This window comes from Bhargavaea sp. CC-171006 (genome assembly GCF_009761675.1).
In the GTDB taxonomy this organism is placed as follows: Bacteria; Bacillota; Bacilli; order Bacillales_A; family Planococcaceae; genus Bhargavaea; species Bhargavaea changchunensis.
In genome coordinates this window covers 13,794-32,875 of the sequence record NZ_QUZH01000003.1, presented here as the reverse complement: position 1 = coordinate 32,875, position 19,082 = coordinate 13,794, and the positions used below count along the sequence as shown (strand labels likewise).

General features: G+C 53.1%; 20 protein-coding genes. 11 read left to right on the top strand and 9 right to left on the bottom strand.

All coding sequences use genetic code 11. The features are described from left to right. Positions 1-51: 51 nt before the first annotated feature. The 3 genes from DZC51_RS00575 to DZC51_RS00565 form a co-directional block, all read right to left on the bottom strand. Entirely contained in the window at positions 52-1,284 is a 1,233-nt protein-coding gene (locus tag DZC51_RS00575) for an aminopeptidase (protein ID WP_157293413.1), read from the bottom strand. A 105-nt stretch (positions 1,285-1,389) separates the two neighbouring features. After that, positions 1,390-1,611, bottom strand: coding sequence for a DUF1128 domain-containing protein (locus DZC51_RS00570; RefSeq protein WP_008300554.1), 222 nt, complete (start codon positions 1,609-1,611; stop codon positions 1,390-1,392). Between the two features lie 111 nt (positions 1,612-1,722). Then, entirely contained in the window at positions 1,723-3,105 is a 1,383-nt protein-coding gene (locus DZC51_RS00565) for an alanine/glycine:cation symporter family protein (RefSeq protein ID WP_157293412.1), read from the bottom strand. A gap of 239 nt (positions 3,106-3,344) precedes the next feature. On the opposite strand from DZC51_RS00565, the gene DZC51_RS00560 reads away from it, so the two are divergent. Then, positions 3,345-3,905, top strand: coding sequence for a YtxH domain-containing protein (locus tag DZC51_RS00560; RefSeq protein ID WP_157293411.1), 561 nt, complete (start codon positions 3,345-3,347; stop codon positions 3,903-3,905). A 26-nt stretch (positions 3,906-3,931) separates the two neighbouring features. Continuing rightward, the gene (locus tag DZC51_RS00555) at positions 3,932-4,909 is read left to right on the top strand and encodes a YihY/virulence factor BrkB family protein (RefSeq protein ID WP_157293410.1); all 978 of its coding nucleotides are present in this window, start codon (positions 3,932-3,934) and stop codon (positions 4,907-4,909) included. 26 nt (positions 4,910-4,935) lie between these two features. Here DZC51_RS00555 and DZC51_RS00550 read toward each other — a convergent pair whose 3' ends face one another. From DZC51_RS00550 to DZC51_RS00540, 3 genes are all read right to left on the bottom strand, one after another. After that, positions 4,936-6,810: a heavy metal translocating P-type ATPase gene (locus DZC51_RS00550; protein WP_157293582.1), complete on the bottom strand. Its 1,875-nt coding sequence runs from the start codon at positions 6,808-6,810 to the stop codon at positions 4,936-4,938. A 207-nt stretch (positions 6,811-7,017) separates the two neighbouring features. After that, the gene (locus DZC51_RS00545) at positions 7,018-7,197 is read right to left on the bottom strand and encodes an SE1561 family protein (protein ID WP_157293409.1); all 180 of its coding nucleotides are present in this window, start codon (positions 7,195-7,197) and stop codon (positions 7,018-7,020) included. Between the two features lie 387 nt (positions 7,198-7,584). Continuing rightward, positions 7,585-7,971: an OsmC family protein gene (locus DZC51_RS00540; protein ID WP_157293408.1), complete on the bottom strand. Its 387-nt coding sequence runs from the start codon at positions 7,969-7,971 to the stop codon at positions 7,585-7,587. 84 nt (positions 7,972-8,055) lie between these two features. Here DZC51_RS00540 and DZC51_RS00535 point away from each other — a divergent pair, with 84 nt between their 5' ends. Next, positions 8,056-9,219: an MFS transporter gene (locus DZC51_RS00535; protein WP_232524035.1), complete on the top strand. Its 1,164-nt coding sequence runs from the start codon at positions 8,056-8,058 to the stop codon at positions 9,217-9,219. Between the two features lie 71 nt (positions 9,220-9,290). Here the strand turns inward: DZC51_RS00535 and DZC51_RS00530 are convergent, their stop codons facing one another. Both DZC51_RS00530 and DZC51_RS00525 read right to left on the bottom strand, forming a co-directional pair. After that, complete coding sequence (locus tag DZC51_RS00530) at positions 9,291-10,085, bottom strand: polysaccharide deacetylase family protein (protein ID WP_157293406.1); 795 nt, start codon at positions 10,083-10,085, stop codon at positions 9,291-9,293. Between the two features lie 50 nt (positions 10,086-10,135). Beyond that, a complete protein-coding gene (locus tag DZC51_RS00525; protein WP_157293405.1) occupies positions 10,136-11,035 on the bottom strand; it encodes a TIGR01777 family oxidoreductase in 900 nt (299 codons plus the stop codon). A 111-nt stretch (positions 11,036-11,146) separates the two neighbouring features. Here DZC51_RS00525 and recX point away from each other — a divergent pair, with 111 nt between their 5' ends. Genes recX through DZC51_RS00510 form a run of 3 tightly spaced genes read left to right on the top strand, consistent with a single transcriptional unit; the run spans position 11,147 to position 12,562 of the window. Beyond that, positions 11,147-11,965, top strand: a complete 819-nt coding sequence (recX, locus tag DZC51_RS00520; RefSeq protein ID WP_198304026.1) for a recombination regulator RecX — start codon at positions 11,147-11,149, stop codon at positions 11,963-11,965. Then, the gene (locus tag DZC51_RS00515) at positions 11,958-12,287 is read left to right on the top strand and encodes a YfhH family protein (protein WP_157293403.1); all 330 of its coding nucleotides are present in this window, start codon (positions 11,958-11,960) and stop codon (positions 12,285-12,287) included. The genes recX and DZC51_RS00515 overlap by 8 nt, the downstream gene beginning before the upstream one ends. 5 nt (positions 12,288-12,292) lie before the next feature. Beyond that, positions 12,293-12,562 (top strand): YfhJ family protein, encoded by a 270-nt coding sequence (locus tag DZC51_RS00510; RefSeq protein ID WP_157293402.1) that lies wholly within the window; start codon positions 12,293-12,295, stop codon positions 12,560-12,562. Positions 12,563-12,781: 219 nt separating this feature from the next. On the opposite strand, the gene DZC51_RS00505 is transcribed toward DZC51_RS00510, so the two are convergent. Then, positions 12,782-13,768 (bottom strand): metal-dependent hydrolase, encoded by a 987-nt coding sequence (locus DZC51_RS00505; protein ID WP_157293401.1) that lies wholly within the window; start codon positions 13,766-13,768, stop codon positions 12,782-12,784. A gap of 111 nt (positions 13,769-13,879) precedes the next feature. Between DZC51_RS00505 and mutY the strand changes: the two genes are divergently transcribed. The 5 genes from mutY to DZC51_RS00480 all read left to right on the top strand — a co-directional run bounded on the left by mutY (position 13,880) and on the right by DZC51_RS00480 (position 19,080). Then, complete coding sequence (mutY, locus tag DZC51_RS00500; protein ID WP_198304025.1) at positions 13,880-14,926, top strand: A/G-specific adenine glycosylase; 1,047 nt, start codon at positions 13,880-13,882, stop codon at positions 14,924-14,926. A 146-nt stretch (positions 14,927-15,072) separates the two neighbouring features. Beyond that, on the top strand, positions 15,073-15,327 hold the full coding sequence (locus DZC51_RS16365) for a gamma-type small acid-soluble spore protein (protein ID WP_008300574.1): 255 nt from the start codon (positions 15,073-15,075) through the stop codon (positions 15,325-15,327). Positions 15,328-15,464: 137 nt separating this feature from the next. Then, complete coding sequence (gene ntdP, locus DZC51_RS00490; RefSeq protein WP_092095774.1) at positions 15,465-16,010, top strand: nucleoside tri-diphosphate phosphatase; 546 nt, start codon at positions 15,465-15,467, stop codon at positions 16,008-16,010. 58 nt (positions 16,011-16,068) lie between these two features. Next, positions 16,069-17,826, top strand: a complete 1,758-nt coding sequence (locus DZC51_RS00485) for an ABC transporter ATP-binding protein (RefSeq protein WP_157293580.1) — start codon at positions 16,069-16,071, stop codon at positions 17,824-17,826. A gap of 225 nt (positions 17,827-18,051) precedes the next feature. Next, positions 18,052-19,080 (top strand): processed acidic surface protein, encoded by a 1,029-nt coding sequence (locus DZC51_RS00480; RefSeq protein ID WP_157293400.1) that lies wholly within the window; start codon positions 18,052-18,054, stop codon positions 19,078-19,080. The last annotated feature ends 2 nt before the right edge of the window (positions 19,081-19,082 follow it).

The following is a 19,082-nucleotide window of genomic DNA, read 5'->3' as shown; positions in this document are numbered from 1 at the left end:
TGTGAACCTATCTTCCAAGGCGAATGGCCATGCTGTCCTGATGAAATGGGATCAGAAAGCCCACTCGCCGCCGCGGAGGACGGGCTCTGCCGTACCATCATCAAGAATGCCGTCGATGTCCATTTTGTCCGAGCCGATCATGAAGTCGACGTGAGTGATGCTCTGGTTGAGACCATGCTTTTTCAGCTCATTGCTGTCCATTTCCTTGCCGCCTTCTATGCAGAATGCATATGCGCTGCCAATCGCCAGGTGGTTCGAGGCATTTTCATCGAATAGCGTGTTATAGAAAAGCAGGCCGGAAGTCGAAATCGGGGAGGAGTGCGGAACGAGCGCAACTTCTCCCAGCGATTTCGCGCCCTCATCCGCCTCGATCAGGTGTTTCAGCACATCTTCGCCCTGTTCGGCCTCAACTTCTGTGATCCGCCCGTCTTTGAACGTGATCTTGAAATTGTCGATGATGTTGCCCCCATAGCTGAGCGGCTTCGTGCTTGATACAAAGCCGTCGATCCGGTCTTTGTGGGGGACCGTGAATACTTCCTCGGTCGGCATGTTGGCCATGAAAGAAGCACCTTGGGCGTTGATGCTGCCGGCACCTGCCCAGATATGGCCTTCCGGCAGGCCGATGGTCAGGTCTGTTCCAGGAGCCGTGTAATGGAGTTTTGAGTATTTCTTCTTGTTCAGGTGCTCCGCTTTTTCGTGAAGCGTCTCATCATGCTTTTTCCATGCTTCGACCGGGTCGTCGGCATCGGCACGGACAGCCTTGAAGATGGCATCCCAAAGGGCCGGCACCTGATCCTCTTCAGGCAGGTCGGCAAACACCTTTGCTGCCCATGCCTTCGACGGGGCCGCAATGACCGTCCAGCTCACCTTATCGGATTGTACGGCCTGGCGATAGGACTCCAGGGCCTGGCCGGCAGCCTTCTGGAAGTTGGCGATCCTCGTCGGATCGATTCCTTTCAGAAGATCGGGACTCTGGGACACGATATTCATGAACGCTGCATTCATGCCGACCAGCTCTTCACGCATTTTTGGAATCCAGGCAGGGAAGTCACTGAAAGAATCTTCAGGTGCCATCTCGTACCGGAGACGTGAAATTTCATCATCTTGCCAGTCAACGACGACATGCCTTGCACCGGCTTCGTATGCCTTTTTCGTTACAAGCCGCACGAATTCTGCGGACTCGGTCGACGCACCGATGTAGAGAGGCTGTCCGGGCTGGATATTCACGCCGACTTTTACTGCCAGTTCTGCATACTTGTCGAGATTTTCTTCAAATGTCCCCATTGTCCAAATCCCCTTTCTGTTCTAACCATAGTCTACCAAGAGCCGGGTATGGCCGGCAACGGAAAATCCCCCGTCTGCGGAAGCAGACGGGGGAAGGAAGTGTGCTTATTTACGCAGGCTGCCGAGTTCGGCTGCAATCGCCTGCATCTCGCTTGGGCTGAAGTTGCTGCGTTTCATGACCATGTCATAGATATCGCGCAGATCTTCATAGTCGGATGTATTGAAGTGCTCGGACTTCATCGCATCGACATTGACCATTCGAAGCTTTTCCTTGATGGCGCTGATCATATACTCCACGTTTTCCGCAGTGGGATTCGTAAGGTCCATTTTTGGTGTTCCTGCCTTTCATCGGATTGCCATTATTCTTACACTATTAGAATGCGAAGTCAAACAGCCTCCGGGAACAATGGCATCCCGGAGGCTGTTCAAATATGGCAATCAGTCGTTAGGGTTGACAGCCGGAACAGCTGCCAATTCGGCCTCTTTCTCTTCCTTGATTTTTTTCTGGAAGAGCTTGGTCTCCGCCACGATGACACCGGACAGGCCCAGAAGGCCGATCAGGTTCGGAATGGCCATGAGGCCGTTCATGACATCGGAGAACAGCCAGACGACATCAAGCGTGGCTGTGGCGCCGAAATAAACCACCACTACAAATACCAAACGGTAGAACTTGAGAAGTTTCGGATTCGGGAAAAGATACTGGAAGCACTTTTCTCCGTAATAAGCCCATCCAAAAATAGTGGAGGCGGCGAAGAAGACGATGCCGAGTCCGACAATATACTGTCCTGCATCTCCGAAGAATGTGCCGAACGCCATGGCTGTGAGCGTCCCCGCTTCGGCTCCTTCATCTTGCCACGCTCCCGACATAACGATTGTGATGCCCGTGATCGAGCAGATGATCAGGGTATCGAACAGCACCTGGGTCATGGAGATGAGTGCCTGACGACCAGGCATATCCGTACGGGCTGCTGCAGCTGCAATCGGTGCGGAACCGAGACCGGCCTCGTTCGAGAACAGACCGCGGGCAATCCCGAAGCGGATGGCTGCACCGACTGCTCCGCCCGCGAACGACTCAATGCCGAACGCATAAGAGAAGATCGTAGCGAATGCAGAAGGGACAAGTTCGAAATTCGTGATCATGATAATCGCACCGGCAATAAAGTAGAAGAGTGCCATGATCGGAACAAAGAAGGCGGCGACACGGCCGATCGACTTGATCCCGCCGAGGATGACGGCCGCCGCAACGACCATCAGGACAAGGCCCGTGACCCAGTACGGCGTGTTGAAGTTCATGTTCATGGCGTCTGCTACAGCTTTGGACTGGGTCCCGTTCCCGATGCCGAACGCAGCAAGCGTGCCGAACAGGGCGAAGCTGACTCCAAGCCAGCGGGCCTTCAGGCCATGTTCCAGATAGTACATCGGTCCGCCGGCCATCTGGCCGTTTGCATCCTTTGTGCGGTATTTGACGGCAAGAATCGCTTCACCGTATTTGGTGGCCATCCCGAAGAAGCCGGCAAGCCACATCCAGAAGACCGCACCGGGTCCCCCGAGGACAACAGCGGTTGCCACACCGACGATGTTGCCGACCCCGACGGTCGCCGCCATGGCGGTCATCAGTGCCTGGAACTGCGAAATGTCGCCTTCCGCTTTTTTATCATGCTTGCGGGAAAATACCTGTTTAAGAGAATAAGGCAGTAACCGTACCTGAATGAATGCGAGCCTGAAGGTAAGGAATATCCCGGTACCTACAAGCAGGACGAGCAGCCACGGTCCCCAAACGAGGCCGCTCAGTGTTCCCAAGAAGTTCTCAAAAGCTTCCATTTTTTGTTCCCCCTTTTTATTTAGTGAACGTTCCCCCGAAAATCATTGCTGTCTGTGCAATTCTGCTCCATATCACCTACTGTTCTATATCACCTTAGAACTAATATTCCGAAAGTTCCGCTCTCCCGTCAAGACCCAATTTTAAAAATGGGCTTCCTGACTCCTTGTTTGTGCCCGGAATAGTGAGGGTATAATGGAGTATGCAAAGCGTCTAAACCATAGTGATGGAGGGATTCTTAATGGCAGGAAGCAAGTTTGGGAAATTGGTGCTGGTCGGTGCGCTTACAGGAGCGGTCATCAGCATGTTCGACAAGACGACGAGGTCAGAAATGTCACGCAGAGCCAAGGGACTAAGCGAGGATGCAAAGTATTACATGAAAAACCCGGATGTGCTCCGGTGGAAGATCCAGGACAAATCCGACAAGCTGAAGGCACTCTATGAGCAGTTTGACTCGGATAAGCAGTATATCCAATCAAAGGCGTCAGAACTGAAGCAATTGACGCCTACCGTCAAGACGCTGGTGGAAGATACGAAAACGGCTTTCGTCGACTCGAAGGATGCGGTCATGGAAGCCAAAGACGACTACAAGCAGATGGCGACCGAAGCGTTCAAAGGCAACCACCCGGGCACCGACGAAACATTCGTGCCGGAAGAGGCTTACAGTGAAGGCCAGGTTGACGGCGGCGCAACCGGGAAAAGCTCATCAGGCGGAAACGCTTCTAAAGGCACGTTTGTACCGGAAGAGGCTTACCGGGAGGGCCAAGTGGCCGGAGAAGCCCGGGACACTATGAAAAACTGATGCACGGGGAAGGGGGCGGATGACAGATGGCGGATGATAAGAGGCTGGAAACGGGTGCGGATAATCCGGACAACCGGGACGATAGCCTGAAAGAGAAAGTGATGGGATTTGTCGGGGACGTGAAGGAGGGTGATCTGGATCGCTTCGACGTAACGACGGGCCAGGGCTTCTTCAAAGAACTCATAACCCGCGTCAAGCTGGTGGATGTCGTCGGGCTGGGCTCCCAGCTTGCCTATTTCTTTCTCCTATCCCTGTTTCCGCTCCTTATCTTCATGCTTACGCTTTTGCCGTATCTGAACATCGACCATTCGGCACTTTTTGACTTCATTAAGGAATATGCACCGACAAACGTGTATAACATCATCGAGAATACATTAGGCGAAGTGCTGGAAAATCGAAGCGGCGGCCTGCTGTCGATCGGTATCATTGGTACCATCTGGTCCGCGTCAAATGGCATGAATGCATTGACCCGGGCACTCAACCAATCGTATTTTTCACACGTTAAGCGGTCATTCATCAAGAAGCGGGTGCTTTCGATCGTGTTCACCCTCATGCTGATTGCAGTGGTCGCGGTGGCGCTTGTACTTCCGGTATTCGGCGAGCAGATCGGCAAAACCATTTTCTCCTATATGGGACTGGATGAGGAATTCCTGACAGTGTGGAACAGCATCCGGTGGACGATTCCGCCGCTTCTGATTTTCGTGGTATTCACGCTGGTCTACTGGCTGGTGCCTGCAGCGAAAGTCAGGATCATAGATGCGATTCCCGGTGCCGTTTTTGCGACAGTCGGCTGGATTCTTTCCTCCCTGGCATTCTCGTTCTATGTAGGTAACTTCGCAAATTACTCCAATATGTACGGCAGTATCGGTGGCATCATCGTGCTGATGATATGGATGTATCTCTCATCCATCATCCTGATACTTGGCGGGCAGGTAAATGCCGTCATGCAGGAAAGACGGGAAGAAAATAAAGCGAAAGCCAAAAGCGGCGCTGTCGGGGCATGACCCCGGCAACGCCGCTTTTCGTATGTTCAGTCGCCGCTTTTCAGCAACCGGAGGCCATTCAGGATGACCAGGATGGTACTGCCTTCGTGACCCAGGACACCCAGCGGAAGATCGATGACTTGCAGGAAATTGGACAGCACGAGCAGGAGGATCACGGAAATGGAGAAAATGATGTTCTGCTTCACAATCCGGTTCATCCGGCCGGACAGCCTGCTGGCGTAAGGAAGGCGTCTCAAGTCGTTTTTCATGAGGACCACGTCCGCCGTCTCAAGCGCCACGCCCGTTCCGTCGCCCATCGCGATTCCGATCGATGCAGTGGCAAGGGCCGGAGCGTCGTTGATTCCATCTCCGATCATCGCGACCGTGCCGTAATCCTTCTCGAGCTCTTTTAGTCTGGCGACCTTTGTCTCCGGCAGGCATTCTGCCGTATATTCGTCGATTCCCGCTTCTTCGGCAATCGCCCGTGCTGTCTGTTCATTGTCACCCGTCAGCATCACCGTACGGATGCCTATTGCACGGAGGGCGCCCAGGGCTTCCACGGCTTCCGGGCGCAGCGTGTCTTTAAGTGCTGCCAGCGCCAGGATCCCGGTATCGTCACGAAGGAAAACCACTGTCTTTCCTTCGTTCCCGAGCCGTTCCAGCGCACCATCCGCAAACACGGTTGCTTCCTCCTTGCCTACGAATCCGGGTTTTCCGACTCGATAGGTTCTCCGTTCCCAGTCGGCTTCAAGGCCCGATCCTGGTATGTCGCGGATTTCAACACCCTGCAGCAGCCCGGCCCCTTCCCGTTCCGCAAAAGCCTGGATCGCCACGGCTAGAGGGTGGGAGGACAGCGATTCAATCGTACCGAGAAGAGAAAGGGTCTCCGAGCGGTCCAGGCCGTCCCTGATGATCAGGTCGGTCACTGCCGGACGCCCTTCCGTCAGGGTGCCGGTCTTATCGAATGCGATTGCTTTGACAGAAGACAAACTTTCCAGATGACTTCCGCCCTTGAACAAAACCCCATGTCGCGCGCCGTTTGAGATGGCGGATAAGGTGGCGGGCATGATCGAAGCGACCAGTGCACACGGGGAGGCGACCACCAATAGCACCATCGCCCTGTAGATCGTTGTCGTCCAGTCCCAGCCGAACAGGTAATGGGGCAGGAACATCATCAGGACTACCACGCCAAGAACCACATACACATAAGTGCTTTCGAACCGTTCGATAAACTGTTGGGAAGGAGGCTTTTCACTTTGTGCTTCTTCCACAAGGTCGATGATTTTTTGGAAAAGGGTATCCGAACTGAGCTTATTGACCTCCACGGTCAGTGCGCCGCTCAGGTTGACGGTGCCGGCAAACACTTCATGGTCTGTGCCTTTTTCCAGAGGCAGTGACTCGCCGCTTATTGCGGATTCGTCGATTGAACTCATTCCGCTCACGATCGTGCCATCGACCGGTATCCGTTCTCCTGGCCTGACAAGAACTGAATCACCGACCCTGATGTCCGACACTCCGACCCGTTCGGTCGAACCGTCTTCCTTCAGGCGCAATGCTTCCTCGGGTTTGAGGTTGAGCAGTGCAGAAATTTCTTTCCGGCTTTTTTCCATCGAGTACGTTTCGAGCGCGCCGCTGACCGCAAATATAAAGATCAGGATTGCGCCTTCCGTCCAATAGCCGATGGCAGCGGAACCGATTGCGGCGAGGATCATCAGAATCTCCACATTCAGTGTTCTGTTCCGGATTGTTTCGGTGACGCCCTCTTTAGCCTTGGCGTAGCCCCCGATGACAAAAGCGAGAAGATAGATCATGGCTGATGCCGTGCCAAATCCCGCTTCGCCGACAAAATAGGCCGTGACAATCAGGACACCTGCACCCAAGGCGGCAATCATTTCTCCGTTAAGCCACGCGAACCGTTCCATCTGCCCGCGAGCTGCAACCTGTCCGGCAGTGGTCATATGAATCCCCCTATCATTGAGAATGAGACTGGTTATCAAAGTTCCCCTTATAGCACAAAAGCCGGTTCCCCGTGACGGGAAACCAGCTTTCGTACTATTTTGGTGCCAGTGCTTCTATTGATGACTATATTTTACCATCAGTTTATGAAACTGGCACGATATTTGCCCGGTTCAATTTTCGCTGTTCCTGAGCTGTGCGACCTTGGCATCGATTTCATCGATCATGGAGATCAGCCGGTCGATCTCCTCGAGATCGGCAGTTTCCGGCTCCAGATGATCAAGCGTCTCGAGGAAATCGTTGAGCCGTTCTTTCAGCAGGTCCACCTGCTGCTTGTGTTCAGTCGGTTCCATCAGTACACCTCAATTCCTATGGTTGATTTTAAAGGGAAACCGTCCGGGAATCAACGCCCGGCAGAAAAGGGCATTTACTCTGCTTTACCCGGCTGGCCCTGCAAGGATGCCACAAAAAAAAATCAGAAAAAATGATAATTGAATATTTACAAAAGTTTAATAACGTGTTAACATGAACTTAACTTCAACACAGAGGGGAGGCCAAGGTGAAAAAGTCAGAATTGAAATCCTGAACGAAAGCGAAGGAGGGGATTCGGACATTTCACGGGCGAATGCGCCCCTTGAATACGATAAAAATGGACAATTTAAAAAGGTGCAATAGAAGCTGAAGCCCAGCCGTCCGGAACGCCGGAGGGACTGGGCTTTTTAATGCGCTTATTGTATAAGTCAGCGGACGACTTCATAGGTTTCCCGGATGTCGATGGCGTCTTTGACGGACTGGACCATCGAGCAGTTTTTCGATGTGAGTTCCATGATGCGGGGCATCTTGGATTCGTCGATTTCGGTTCCCATGACCGTGAAGTGAAGATGGATGCGTTCGACGCGGTCAGCGACATCTGGATTCCTGTGGACTTCCTTCACTTCAATCTGGATGTCATCCGCCGGCATGCGCATTTTTTGGAGCACTTTCCTCATCACGCCACCGCTGCAGACAGCTACTGATGAGACGAGGAGCTGGTAGGGGCGGAAGCCGTGTTCATCCTTGGGAGAAATATGGAGTGTGCCGTATTGAGTAGTGGTTTCAAAGCCGTGTTCAGTCATGGAAAACTTCATCTGAATCCCTCCTTGGTATGATAGAATTGTACAGGATTTGACTGCCGGATTCGAATGGAATGCCGGCGCGGGAGGCTTCAACATTTGGCTGCACGGCTTTCGGAAAGGACGAGATTCTGGATTCTCGTCATCATCGTATCCATATCAGGATTCTCTCAAGGCATGCTCCTGCCTCTGATTTCGGTCATTTTTGAACAGGACGGGGTTTCATCCACGCTGAACGGGCTGAATGCGACAGGTCTTTATATCGGGACATTGCTGATCTCCCCGTTCATGGAGGCGCCGCTCAGGCGGTTCGGCTACAAGCCGGTCATTGTAGTGGGCGGCCTGACCGTGTTCCTGGCACTTTTCCTGTTTCCCCTCTATAAGAGTGTGACCTTCTGGTTCATCCTCCGTCTGCTGATCGGAATGGGGGACAATGCGCTTCATTTCGCCACCCAGACGTGGATTACGAGCACTTCTCCTCAGGCGAGGCTCGGTCGCAACATCGCCGTCTACGGTCTCATGTTCAGTGCCGGTTTCGCCGTCGGCCCGCTTTTCGTCCCGCTGATCGGTATTTTTGAAGGGCTGCCGTTCATCGTGTCGGGAGTGCTTTGCATGACTGCCTGGTCGCTCGTCTTTTTCCTGGACAACGGCCGGCCGGAAGCCGTTCAGGAAAAGGAAGCGGCAATGAAGTTTCACACAAGGGTGCTTACGACGATGAAATATGCGTGGGTCGCGTTTATTCCGCCATTCGGATACGGGTTTCTGGAGTCTTCGCTGAATGCCATCTACCCGGTGTATGCCCTAAGGACGGGAATCGATGTCGGAATGGTTTCGGTGATCCTTGCATCCTTCTCGGTCGGGGCAATCCTGTCCCAGATACCGCTAGGCATGCTGAGTGACCGGATCGGCCGGCGCAATGTGTTGCTGCTTGCGCTGATCGGCGGGATTTTCTCCTTCTTTGCCGGCGGCCTTGCCGGAAGCAGCGAATGGGGCGTGCTGGCTGCAGTCATGATAGCGGGAATGCTGGTCGGTTCCACGTTCACGCTCGGCATCGCATATATGACTGACCTGACCCCCAAACCGTTTTTGCCGATGGGCAATCTCCTGTGCGGAATTTTCTTTAGTATCGGGAGCCTTTCAGGACCGATTCTGGGCGGTGTCATCGTCGAATCGGGAACAAGTTATCTGACCTTCATCTCCCTTTTTGTCGCTGCGCTTTTCGCCGTCTTTCTGTTCGGGAAGACGAAGCCGAAGGAAGTGTGAAGAGGGGCCAGCCGAAATACATATATGGGAAACGGCAAGGACGAGTGGGTCCTTGCCGTTTGTTCGTTATATTACATATCCGGCATGAATGCCTCTTCTACCAGCTCATCCAGCGTCCCGAATGTGTAGCCCTGTTTTTTGGCATCCCGGATAAAGTCAGGCAGTCCGTCGGAGTTGTCCGGGGAGACGGTATGCATGAGGATGACCGCGCCCGGATGAAGCTGCTTCATCAGTTCATTATAAGCATACTGGCCGCCCTGTTTCCTGTCCCGGTGCCAGTCGATGTACGCCACCGACCAGAAGATATGGCGATAGCCGAGCTTGTTGCCGGTCTTGAGCACCTGCTCGTTGAAGATCCCTTCCGGCGGCCGGGCGTAATGCGTCCGCTCGACGCCGGCGACTTCGCGGAGGCGGTCATCGAACTTTTTCCATTCGGCCTCCATTTCCGCAGGAGACATTTTTGCCATATTCGGATGCCCGTACGAGTGGTTGCCGATCGTGTGTCCGTCCTTGACCATTCGTTTGACGAGGCCATCCGCGCTGTTCAGGTAATGTCCCGTCAGGAAGAAGGTCGCGGATATGTCTTCTTTTTTAAGCGTATCCAGGATCGATTCGGTATACCCGGCCTCGTAGCCGTTGTCGAACGTAAGGTAGACGATTTTCTTGTCCGGCGAGCCTTTGTAGAGCGCGCCGTTATTCTCAAGGAGGGTGTTCATCTCCGCGCCTGCATCCGGCGGGATTCCGTCAGTAGCCTTTTTGAAGCCCCAGTGGAATTCGCCCGCCTCCGCAGTGAACGGGCTCATCACCAGCCCCGCGGCAATCAGGACCGAAGCCAGCATAAAACCGGCGATATGGTTTCTGAGCATAATAAAACGCAACCTTTCGTTTTTCGTTAGGTTGCGCAAGAGGCTTGGGATTATTCGTTTTTTAAAATTTCGCGGAGCGCCTCTTCTGCATCGGGATACAGAAAGCGGAAACCAAGGCTGCCGAGCTTTGACGGTGCAACGCGCTGGCCCTCCAGGACAAGCTTGCTTTTTTCCCCGAGTGCCACTTTCAGTGCGAAGGAGGGAACCGGCAGGAAGTGCGGCCTGCCGAGTACACGGCCGACCGTCCGGCCAAACTCTTTCATGCGGAGCGGGTTCGGTGCCACAGTGTTGACAGGCCCTCTGACCGAGTCGTTTTCTAATGCGAACAGGATGGCTCGCGCCGCATCCAGCACATGTATCCAGCTGACCCACTGCCGGCCGGTGCCGACCGTTCCGCCGGCGTAAAGGCGGTAAGGCAGCGTGATCAGCGGCAGGGCTCCGTCGTTTTTGCCCAGGATCACGCCGAACCGCATAAACACGGTCCGGACACCTTCTTTGCCGGCTTCCGCGGCCCGGTGCTCCCAAGTTTTCACGACATCTGCAAGAAAATCGTTGCCTGAGTCGCCTTCTTCATTGTAGATGGCGGTTTCTGACGTCGGATAAAGACCGATGGCACTTGCATTTACGAGCACATCCGGCTTCTTTTTCATGGACCGGATGATCCTGACAATCTCATCTGTCGCCGTAATCCGGCTTGTAAGGATGTCCTGCTTCCTTTGTTCCGTCCATCTTCCGGCATTGATCGAGGTGCCGGCCAGGTTGACAAATGCATCGATATCTTTGAGTTCCCGCTCGGGCCTGGCACCTTCAGAAAGGTACCCGACCATCCGGGGATTATCTGAGGCTTCCGACCTTCTCGTCAGGATGATGGCCTCATGTCCGTTTTCTTTCAGCAGTCTCACCAGGACGGAACCGAGGAATCCGGTCCCTCCCGCTATGGCCACTCTCATGTCGGCATCCCTCCATTTTCAACCAGTATACCCGTTTTACCATCCATGCCGCATGGATGAAGGAATCTCCCCGAACAGGTATAATGGAAAGGAAGATTGGGGGTACGGATAATGCCCGAAATCACCAAGATTTCAACGCAGAAAAACAATGCGGAACGATATAATATTTTCCTGGACGGAAAGTATTCATTCAGCGCCGATGAGCAGGTGCTGATCCAGTTCGGCCTGACCAAGGGCAAAGTGCTCGACGATTGGGAGATCGATGAGATCATCTTTGGCGACGAGATCCGCAAAGCTTACAATAAGGCGCTTCATTTTCTCGGATTCCGGATGCGCAGCGAGCATGAAGTGAAGGAGAAACTGATGGCATCGGGATTCGGCGAGGCGGTGGCGCTGGAGGCCATCAATAAGCTGAAGGAGCAGAAGTTCCTCGACGACGACTCGTTTTCAAAGGCGCTTCTCGAGACACGCAAGCGGACCGCCAAAAAAGGCCCTGGAGCAATCAGGCAGGAACTGGTCCGGAAGGGAATCAGCAAGGAGCTCCAGGAAGAAGCCCTTGACGCGTTTCCCGAGGAGGAGCAGCTGAAGCTGGCGGAAGAACTGGCGGGGAAGATCGCCGCACGCTCTTCAGGAAAGACGCCACAGCAGATCCGTCAGAAAATCCAGGACTCACTCATGCGAAAAGGTTATTCCTATGACATCATCAGCACGGCCATCGAGAGGATTGAAACCGATCTCGAGCCTGAAGAAGACGAATGGGACGAGCTCACGGAAAAAACAGGCGAAAAAGCCTGGCGCACCTACAGCAGAAAGCACAGCGGCAAAGAACTCCGGCGCCGTGTGCAGCAGGCGATGTACCAGAAGGGCATCCCGCCGGATCGGATCAGCCGGTTCATCGAGGCGAAGGAGGAAGAATTGGAAAATGAGTGAGAAAAATTACAGCGAAATGACCGAGCACGAACTCAGGCAGGAAATCGCGCGCCTGAAGGAAAAGGCCCGCAAGGCCGAGCAGCTCGGCATCATCAATGAATTTGCGGTATACGAACGGAAGGCGCTGATGGCGCAGGCTTATATGATGGACCCGAAAGAGATCATTCCGGGGGAAGTGTACCGGATCCTCGGTGATGAAGGAAACTTCTTCCAAGTGGACTATCTGAAGGGACGGTTTGCCTGGGGTCACCGGCTCGGCGGCGAACTGCATACGGAAGCTTTGCCGATCTCGATGCTCCAGAATCTCAAGAAGGGGAAGTGAACCGGATGTCACCGGATCTGATCGAACGTCTGGCAGTCCGCCTGATGGATGGCAACGCTCAGCTGTCCGCCCACAAGGCGAGAACCTGGATCGAACTCATGGCGTCTGACATTGAATCCTCCTATGCCAAAGCCGGGTACGGGATGATGGACGAAGAACAAGTTTCCCAGATGATTATGCGCTGGATTGACGCCTATGGGAACCGGCTTGATGAGTTTGTCGCTTCGAACCCGAGGATCAGGGAACTGCTCGGGAAAGATGGGATGCTTCACTGAATCCGCACACGAAAAAACCGCCAGGCCAACCCGGTCCGGCGGTTTCCCTTGTAGCATAGGGAATTCTAAAACTTTACTCTGTGGATCATATTATTCACGTGTTGGCCACTTCCAGACTGCGATAAGTCAACATCGGCTCGTTCCTCGCCGTGTTTCCTTTATCTCATTGCGAAGGGCTCCAGTTTGTACGTTGCTGAACGGGCGCTTGCGCTTTTGTTTTCAGCCCTCTTCGTGTGCGAAGCTCAGCTTTTTCCTTAATTTATCCTCGCTGAAGATCCAGCCGGTGAATGAATTCCGGATCTCCATCTCCTCATCGATATGAGCGACGGCGACAAACGGATAATATTCCTTGCTGCGGTAGCGAAGGTCGATCAGCCGCACTTCGCAGACCGTTCCAAGGTCGGTGATCTCCCAGCGGTAGATTGGGGAGAATGCGATGAATGCCCGGAAATTCGGGTCTGTGAAAGCGGTCCGGACAAGTTCGTTGTCCGGAATCGGCCGACGCGGAAACTTGTCGAGAATGGTGATGGAGCGGCCGTATGCCCGGCCCACATAATGGTGGGTATCGGAGCATGCCGCTATGCGCCACTGGTAAAACCGCATCGTCGGAGCAATGATGATATCGCCCGCATCCGGAATCGTCTTCCGGACGGCGTGGCGGACGGCCGCCTGTACGGAAAACCTGACAAAATAATAAAGCGCCAGCAATGCGTACAGGATCAGCATCGTCAGAACCGGTTCGGCACCGAAAAACCAGGCGGCGAGCGCCACCAGATGTGCAAAAAAGATGATCGGGTCGAAGGTGTTGATGACACCGAGTGCCACCCACTGTTCTGAAAACGGCCGGAGCGCCTGCGTGCCGTATGAATTGAATATATCCACAAACACATGGAGAAAGACAGCAAGCTGTGTCCAGAGCCAAAGATGGAGAAGATCCGCTTCAGGCAGGATCAGCGCGAGGGGGAGCGAGATGATGAGCGGCCAGGCGAGCACCATCGGGATCGAATGGGTGAATCCCCTGTGGTTGCGGATATAGACAGCGTTGTTCCTGAGCTTCAGGACGGTGTCCACATCCGGTGCCTGGGAGCCGAGCATGAGGCCGGCATAGACAGCGGTCGCCGTCGGCACATGCTCTGCCACAAGAGGGTCGGCCTGTGCGAGTCCGCACAGCGCAAGCCCCATCACTATATGGGTTCCCGTATCCATCTGCGCCATCCCCCTTTCTTGCCGGGCGCTTTGTGCGTCCGGAATCTACACAATAATATACCCTTGAATGTTTTGGAGTAATCGTAGCATAACACGAACAGGAGGCAAGACGTGAAGCCGCTGAATTGGAAACAAGAATTCCGGGAAGCGCTGACCGGCTGGTACCGTGAAGAAAAGCGGGACCTGCCGTGGCGGCACACCAGTAACCCGTATTTTATCTGGATTTCGGAAGTGATGCTGCAGCAGACCCGGGTTGATACGGTCATCCCTTATTATGCCCGGTTTACAGAGCGATTTTCCGATATGAAGGAACTTGCTTATGCTCCTGAAGAGGAACTGATGAAAATGTGGGAAGGGCTCGGCTATTATTCGCGGGCTAGAAATCTGCAATCGGCCGTCCGGGAGGCCTACGAAACCTACGGAGAGGTGCCGGCTGACCCGGAACGGTTCGGCAAGCTGAAAGGTGTCGGACCCTACACGGAAGGCGCGGTCATGAGCATCGCCTACGGCATCCCGGCACCGGCAGTTGACGGGAACGTCATGCGGGTCCTCTCGCGTATCTTGCTGATCGATGAAGATATCGCCAAGCCGAAGACCCGCCGCCTGTTTGAAGAGGCGGTCATGGATCTGATCGACACGGAAGATCCCTCCTCGTTTAACCAGGGACTGATGGAACTGGGGGCCGTCGTCTGCACACCGAGGCGGCCCAAGTGCCTGCTGTGCCCCGTGAGGGATTTTTGCGGAGCTTACCATGAAGGCAGGGAAGAAGAGCTTCCGGTCAAATCGAAAAAGAAAAAACAGCAGTCTTACCCCTATATAGTCATCGCCGTACAGGACCGGGAAGGTCGCTTGCTCATGGAGCAGCGGCCGGAAGAAGGGCTGCTCGCAGGCATGTGGCAGTTTCCCACTGCGGAAACCGCGGATCCGGCAGAGGCTGTCCGAATGATCTCGGAACGCCACGGCCTGTCTGTCGGCCCGATTGAAGAAGCGGTCCGTTTCCGGCATGTGTTCACCCACCGGATTTGGGAAGTCACTGCATACACTGCATCCGTTCCGGATGGTGGCACACCCGCGGACCGGAGCGGCTGGTTCCTGCCCGAGGAGCTTGATGCCCTTACTTTGCCCAATCCCACGAAAAAGGTGCGGGCAGCGCTCTGAATATGAGCATATGCAGGGCGAGAGGTGTACCGCACCGGGAGCAGTTGCTCTGCAGCCGATTTCCACCCTTGAAAAATAAAAAAAAATCCAGTTGAATATTCCACCCGCCTGCGAGCCATCTTAATGAGCACGGAGGTGAGAAATCCATGACGAAGAACAACGACAGGCAGCGTAACCAGCAGGATGAGCGCAACCAACGCAACAACCAGCGCAACAACCAGCAGCAGCCTCAGCGTGAAGAATTTGGCACTGAGACGGACATTCAGCAAGTTCGCAAACAGATCCGCAACGAAGAGTTCGGTTCTGAAACGGACGTGCAGCAGGTTCGTCGCCAAAACCAGCAGTCTGAAGCTAAAAAGCAGCAGAACTCTGGTCGCGCGAACAATCGCTTCAACAAATAACGGAATGGATGGAAACCACCGGCCGGCGGGGCAATTTGCCCTGCCGGCTCTTTTTGATTTCGCTTTCAGGGGTTCATTGATATAATAGAACGATACAAAAACATTCCGAACAGCCGTCAGACAAAGGTGGGTTGATTATGGCAAACCCGAAAGAAGGGGAAACGATCCAGATTCACAGCTACAAGCATGATGGAAAAATCCATCGGGTCTGGCAGGAAACGACGGTGCTGAAAGGAACGCGCAATGTAGTGATCGGAGCAAACGAGCGCACGCTGGTCATCGAATCCGACGGCCGCACTTGGCTGACAAGAGAACCGTCGATTGTCTATTTCCATGCGCAGCATTGGTTCAATATCATCTGCATGCTGAGGGATGACGGCGTCTATTACTACTGCAACATGAGCTCTCCCTTCGTCTTTGATAACAATACGGTCAAGTACATCGACTATGACCTGGATGTGAAGGTATTTCCGGACATGTCATACAACATCCTGGATGAGGATGAGTATGAAGACCATAAGGCGAAAATGAAGTATCCTGACGTCATCGACAAAATCCTGAAGCGCAACGTCGATAAACTGATCGGATGGATCAAACAGCGGCGCGGACCGTTCGCACCGGACTTTATCGACGTCTGGACGTCCCGTTATGAATTCCAGAAACAGTTCCAGACGCGGAAATGACAGCCTGCCCACATCCGGGCGGGCTGTTCCGTTGTCTTTATTGAAAGGATGATGCAGCATCGGCAGCATGAAACGGTACATGGCGTTCGTCAAACCGTACACTTGGATGATTATCCTCACGCTACTCATCGGGATTTTAAAGTTTGCAATCCCTCTTTTTATTCCTTATCTCATCAAGATCGTAATTGACAATATCATCACGGTGGAAACAATGAGCGCGGCAGATAAGAAAGAACAGCTTCTCTGGTGGCTCGGCGGCACGATGCTGGTGTTTTTCCTCGTCCGTCCGCCGGTCGAGTATTTCCGGCAGTATTACGCCCAGTACACATCGAATAAGATTCTCTTCGATATCCGGAGCCAGATTTACGAACATCTTCAAAAGCTGAGCCTCAAGTATTATTCCAATACACGCGCGGGGGAGGTCATCTCCAGGGTCATCAATGATGTCGAGCAGACAAAGAACTTTGTCATGATCGGCCTCATGAACGTCTGGCTTGACCTTGCCACAATCCTGATTGCGGTCGGCATCATGCTGACGATGGACGTGAAGCTGACCCTCGTGACGCTTCTCGCTTTCCCTTTCTACGCATGGAGCGTCAAGCACTTCTTCGGCAGGCTGCGTGAACTCACCCGTGCACGTTCACAGAAGCTCGCAAACGTCCAGAGCTATCTGCATGAGCGGGTATCGGGCATGAGCGTCATCAAAAGTTTTTCGCTCGAAAAACGGGAAAAGGGGCTATTCGACGAAACGAACGGCGAATTCCTCGACGCCGCGATCGACCATACGAAGTGGAACGCCAAAGCGTTCGCTGTCGTCAATACGATCACTGATGTCGCGCCGCTTCTCGTCATTGCCTATGCGGGCTGGCATGTGATCGGCGGTGACCTGTCGATCGGGACGATGGTTGCGTTCATCGCCTATATCGACCGTTTGTATAACCCGCTCCGCCGGCTTGTCAACTCGTCCACGACACTCACCCAGTCGATTGCGTCGATGGACCGGGTATTCGAACTGATGGATGAGGAATACGACATCACGGATAAGCCGGGTGCGTCCGCCATGCCGGAAGCCAAGGGCAAAGTGGAGTTCGACCATGTCCGTTTCCGATACGAGGAAGAAGCAGGGGATGTGCTGAAGGGTATCAACCTTACTGTCAGCCCGGGCGAAACGGTCGCATTTGTCGGAATGAGCGGCGGCGGGAAGTCGACAATCATCAGCCTGATCCCCCGGTTCTATGATGTGACCGGAGGGGCTGTCCGGATCGACGGCCATGACATCCGCGATGTGACAGTCCGGTCACTGCGGAAGAATATCGGAATCGTCCTGCAGGATAATCTGCTGTTCAGCGCATCGGTCAAATCCAATATCCTGATGGGCAAGCCTGAGGCCACGGATGAAGAAGTGATTTCGGCCGCAAAAGCCGCGAACGCGCATGACTTCATCATGGGTCTCCCTGAAGGGTATGACACGGAAGTCGGGGAACGCGGCGTCAAGCTTTCCGGCGGACAAAAGCAGCGGATCGCGATCGCCCGGGTGTTCCTGAAAAACCCGCCGATCCTGATTCTCGATGAAGCGACTTCCGCTCTTGATCTGGAAAGCGAAGCCCTCATCCAGGACTCGCTGGAACGGCTCGCGCATGACCGGACCACCATCATCGTGGCCCACCGCCTTTCCACGATCACCCATGCCGACAACATCTTCGTCATCGACCACGGTGAACTCAAGGAAAGCGGCACCCATTCCGAACTAATCGAACAAGGCGGAATCTATCATGACTTGTTCCAGGTCCAGGAACTGGATGTAACGGATAAATGACGATAAAACCCTGCTCCTCCTGCGAGGAGCAGGGTTTTTATGGTTGCGGCACATCCACTGTTCCTTTTGCTGTGGCAGTCAAATTCAATTCAGCAAAGAATATACAAGGGGCTATTGGATTAATATAGTTCTTTAGTTATTTGGAGGTTCATAAGGCCTATTCCCAAACGGATTTTTGAGAATTATACTACTTTAGAAAATTTAAAAGGATATGGGGGGCAAGTGATGAAACGTTTACTTTCGGTACTGTTGGCTTTTGTAATTGGAATTGGAGCTTTACCTGCGATGACCTATGCGATTGAGTCCAATGAACCAGGTTTCGAAGAGTTTTTAAGAAGCATCGGTTGGGATAAGCAAGATTATATTGATTATCTTGAAAAGAAAGGATGGTATTTAGAGGATTTCGAGTCCGTCGATGAATTGGGTACACCAATTACCGAAGAAACTGTCCAAACTGTACTTGCTGAATTCGGTTTGAATCGTGAAGAGCTAAATGATCTGCTCGTTGAATTTGGGGAGCTGGAAGAAGGACAAGACGTATTAGAAGGTACGTATATTATTTTTTCTGAAGAACTTCATGAAAGTGTCGACTTTTATTTGAATGATTGGGAAGAAACGCCGGTTGACGAATATCTGGACGAAGAGATATATGGGCTTTTCACAGAAATCGGCCTAACTAATGAAGAGCTCGATAAACTGTTTGCTCATCTGGAGACACTTGATTTTGAAGACCCTGCTTTTTTGAATCAACTCATTGAACTCAGCGACAGAATGATGGCGTTTGAGGAATTTGATACTGCAGACGAACTTTCTGCTGAACAAATCGCGGAACTCATTGATATTTTCTCTGACATGCTAAATCTTTTCCAAGTGGATGCCAAATACTATCTTGTAAAAGATGGAGAAAAACAGACCGTTTCATTTGAAACATTGATGAACATGGACACAACAGACAGTTATGACCTGTTAATCGAGATCTACAACAAGCAAGGGGTATTTCTTGCTGACGTATTGCTGACAGCAGACATGTTTGGCTCTCAGCTCATTAAAGAAACCGGAAATGACATTAAACAGGCAGAGGGAATTGTTTCCGGCGTCACCAAGTCCGTTCAGCCGAAACAATCCGTCAAGACAATCAAAGGAGGAAAGCTGCCAAAAACGGCTTCCAACTACGCTGGTAACGCTATTGCCGGCCTGGCAATTGTTCTGGTTGGCGTCTTCCTGCTTCGACGCTTTAAAGTCAAAGGGATCTGATT

Excerpts from the sequence above, each read along its gene's own strand:
- DZC51_RS00540 (WP_157293408.1), bottom strand. The coding sequence starts at position 7,971 with ATGAAGTTTTCCATGACTGAACACGGCTTTGAAACCACTACTCAATAC.
- DZC51_RS00550 (WP_157293582.1), bottom strand. The coding sequence starts at position 6,810 with ATGGAACGGTTCGCGTGGCTTAACGGAGAAATGATTGCCGCCTTGGGT.
- ntdP (WP_092095774.1), top strand. The coding sequence starts at position 15,465 with ATGGCAAACCCGAAAGAAGGGGAAACGATCCAGATTCACAGCTACAAG.
- DZC51_RS00575 (WP_157293413.1), bottom strand. The coding sequence starts at position 1,284 with ATGGGGACATTTGAAGAAAATCTCGACAAGTATGCAGAACTGGCAGTA.
- DZC51_RS00525 (WP_157293405.1), bottom strand. The coding sequence starts at position 11,035 with ATGAGAGTGGCCATAGCGGGAGGGACCGGATTCCTCGGTTCCGTCCTG.
- DZC51_RS00560 (WP_157293411.1), top strand. The coding sequence starts at position 3,345 with ATGGCAGGAAGCAAGTTTGGGAAATTGGTGCTGGTCGGTGCGCTTACA.
- DZC51_RS16365 (WP_008300574.1), top strand. The coding sequence starts at position 15,073 with ATGACGAAGAACAACGACAGGCAGCGTAACCAGCAGGATGAGCGCAAC.
- DZC51_RS00505 (WP_157293401.1), bottom strand. The coding sequence starts at position 13,768 with ATGGATACGGGAACCCATATAGTGATGGGGCTTGCGCTGTGCGGACTC.
- recX (WP_198304026.1), top strand. The coding sequence starts at position 11,147 with ATGCCCGAAATCACCAAGATTTCAACGCAGAAAAACAATGCGGAACGA.
- DZC51_RS00480 (WP_157293400.1), top strand. The coding sequence starts at position 18,052 with ATGAAACGTTTACTTTCGGTACTGTTGGCTTTTGTAATTGGAATTGGA.
- DZC51_RS00545 (WP_157293409.1), bottom strand. The coding sequence starts at position 7,197 with ATGGAACCGACTGAACACAAGCAGCAGGTGGACCTGCTGAAAGAACGG.
- DZC51_RS00510 (WP_157293402.1), top strand. The coding sequence starts at position 12,293 with ATGTCACCGGATCTGATCGAACGTCTGGCAGTCCGCCTGATGGATGGC.
- DZC51_RS00570 (WP_008300554.1), bottom strand. The coding sequence starts at position 1,611 with ATGGACCTTACGAATCCCACTGCGGAAAACGTGGAGTATATGATCAGC.
- DZC51_RS00530 (WP_157293406.1), bottom strand. The coding sequence starts at position 10,085 with ATGCTCAGAAACCATATCGCCGGTTTTATGCTGGCTTCGGTCCTGATT.
- DZC51_RS00515 (WP_157293403.1), top strand. The coding sequence starts at position 11,958 with ATGAGTGAGAAAAATTACAGCGAAATGACCGAGCACGAACTCAGGCAG.
- DZC51_RS00555 (WP_157293410.1), top strand. The coding sequence starts at position 3,932 with ATGGCGGATGATAAGAGGCTGGAAACGGGTGCGGATAATCCGGACAAC.
- DZC51_RS00565 (WP_157293412.1), bottom strand. The coding sequence starts at position 3,105 with ATGGAAGCTTTTGAGAACTTCTTGGGAACACTGAGCGGCCTCGTTTGG.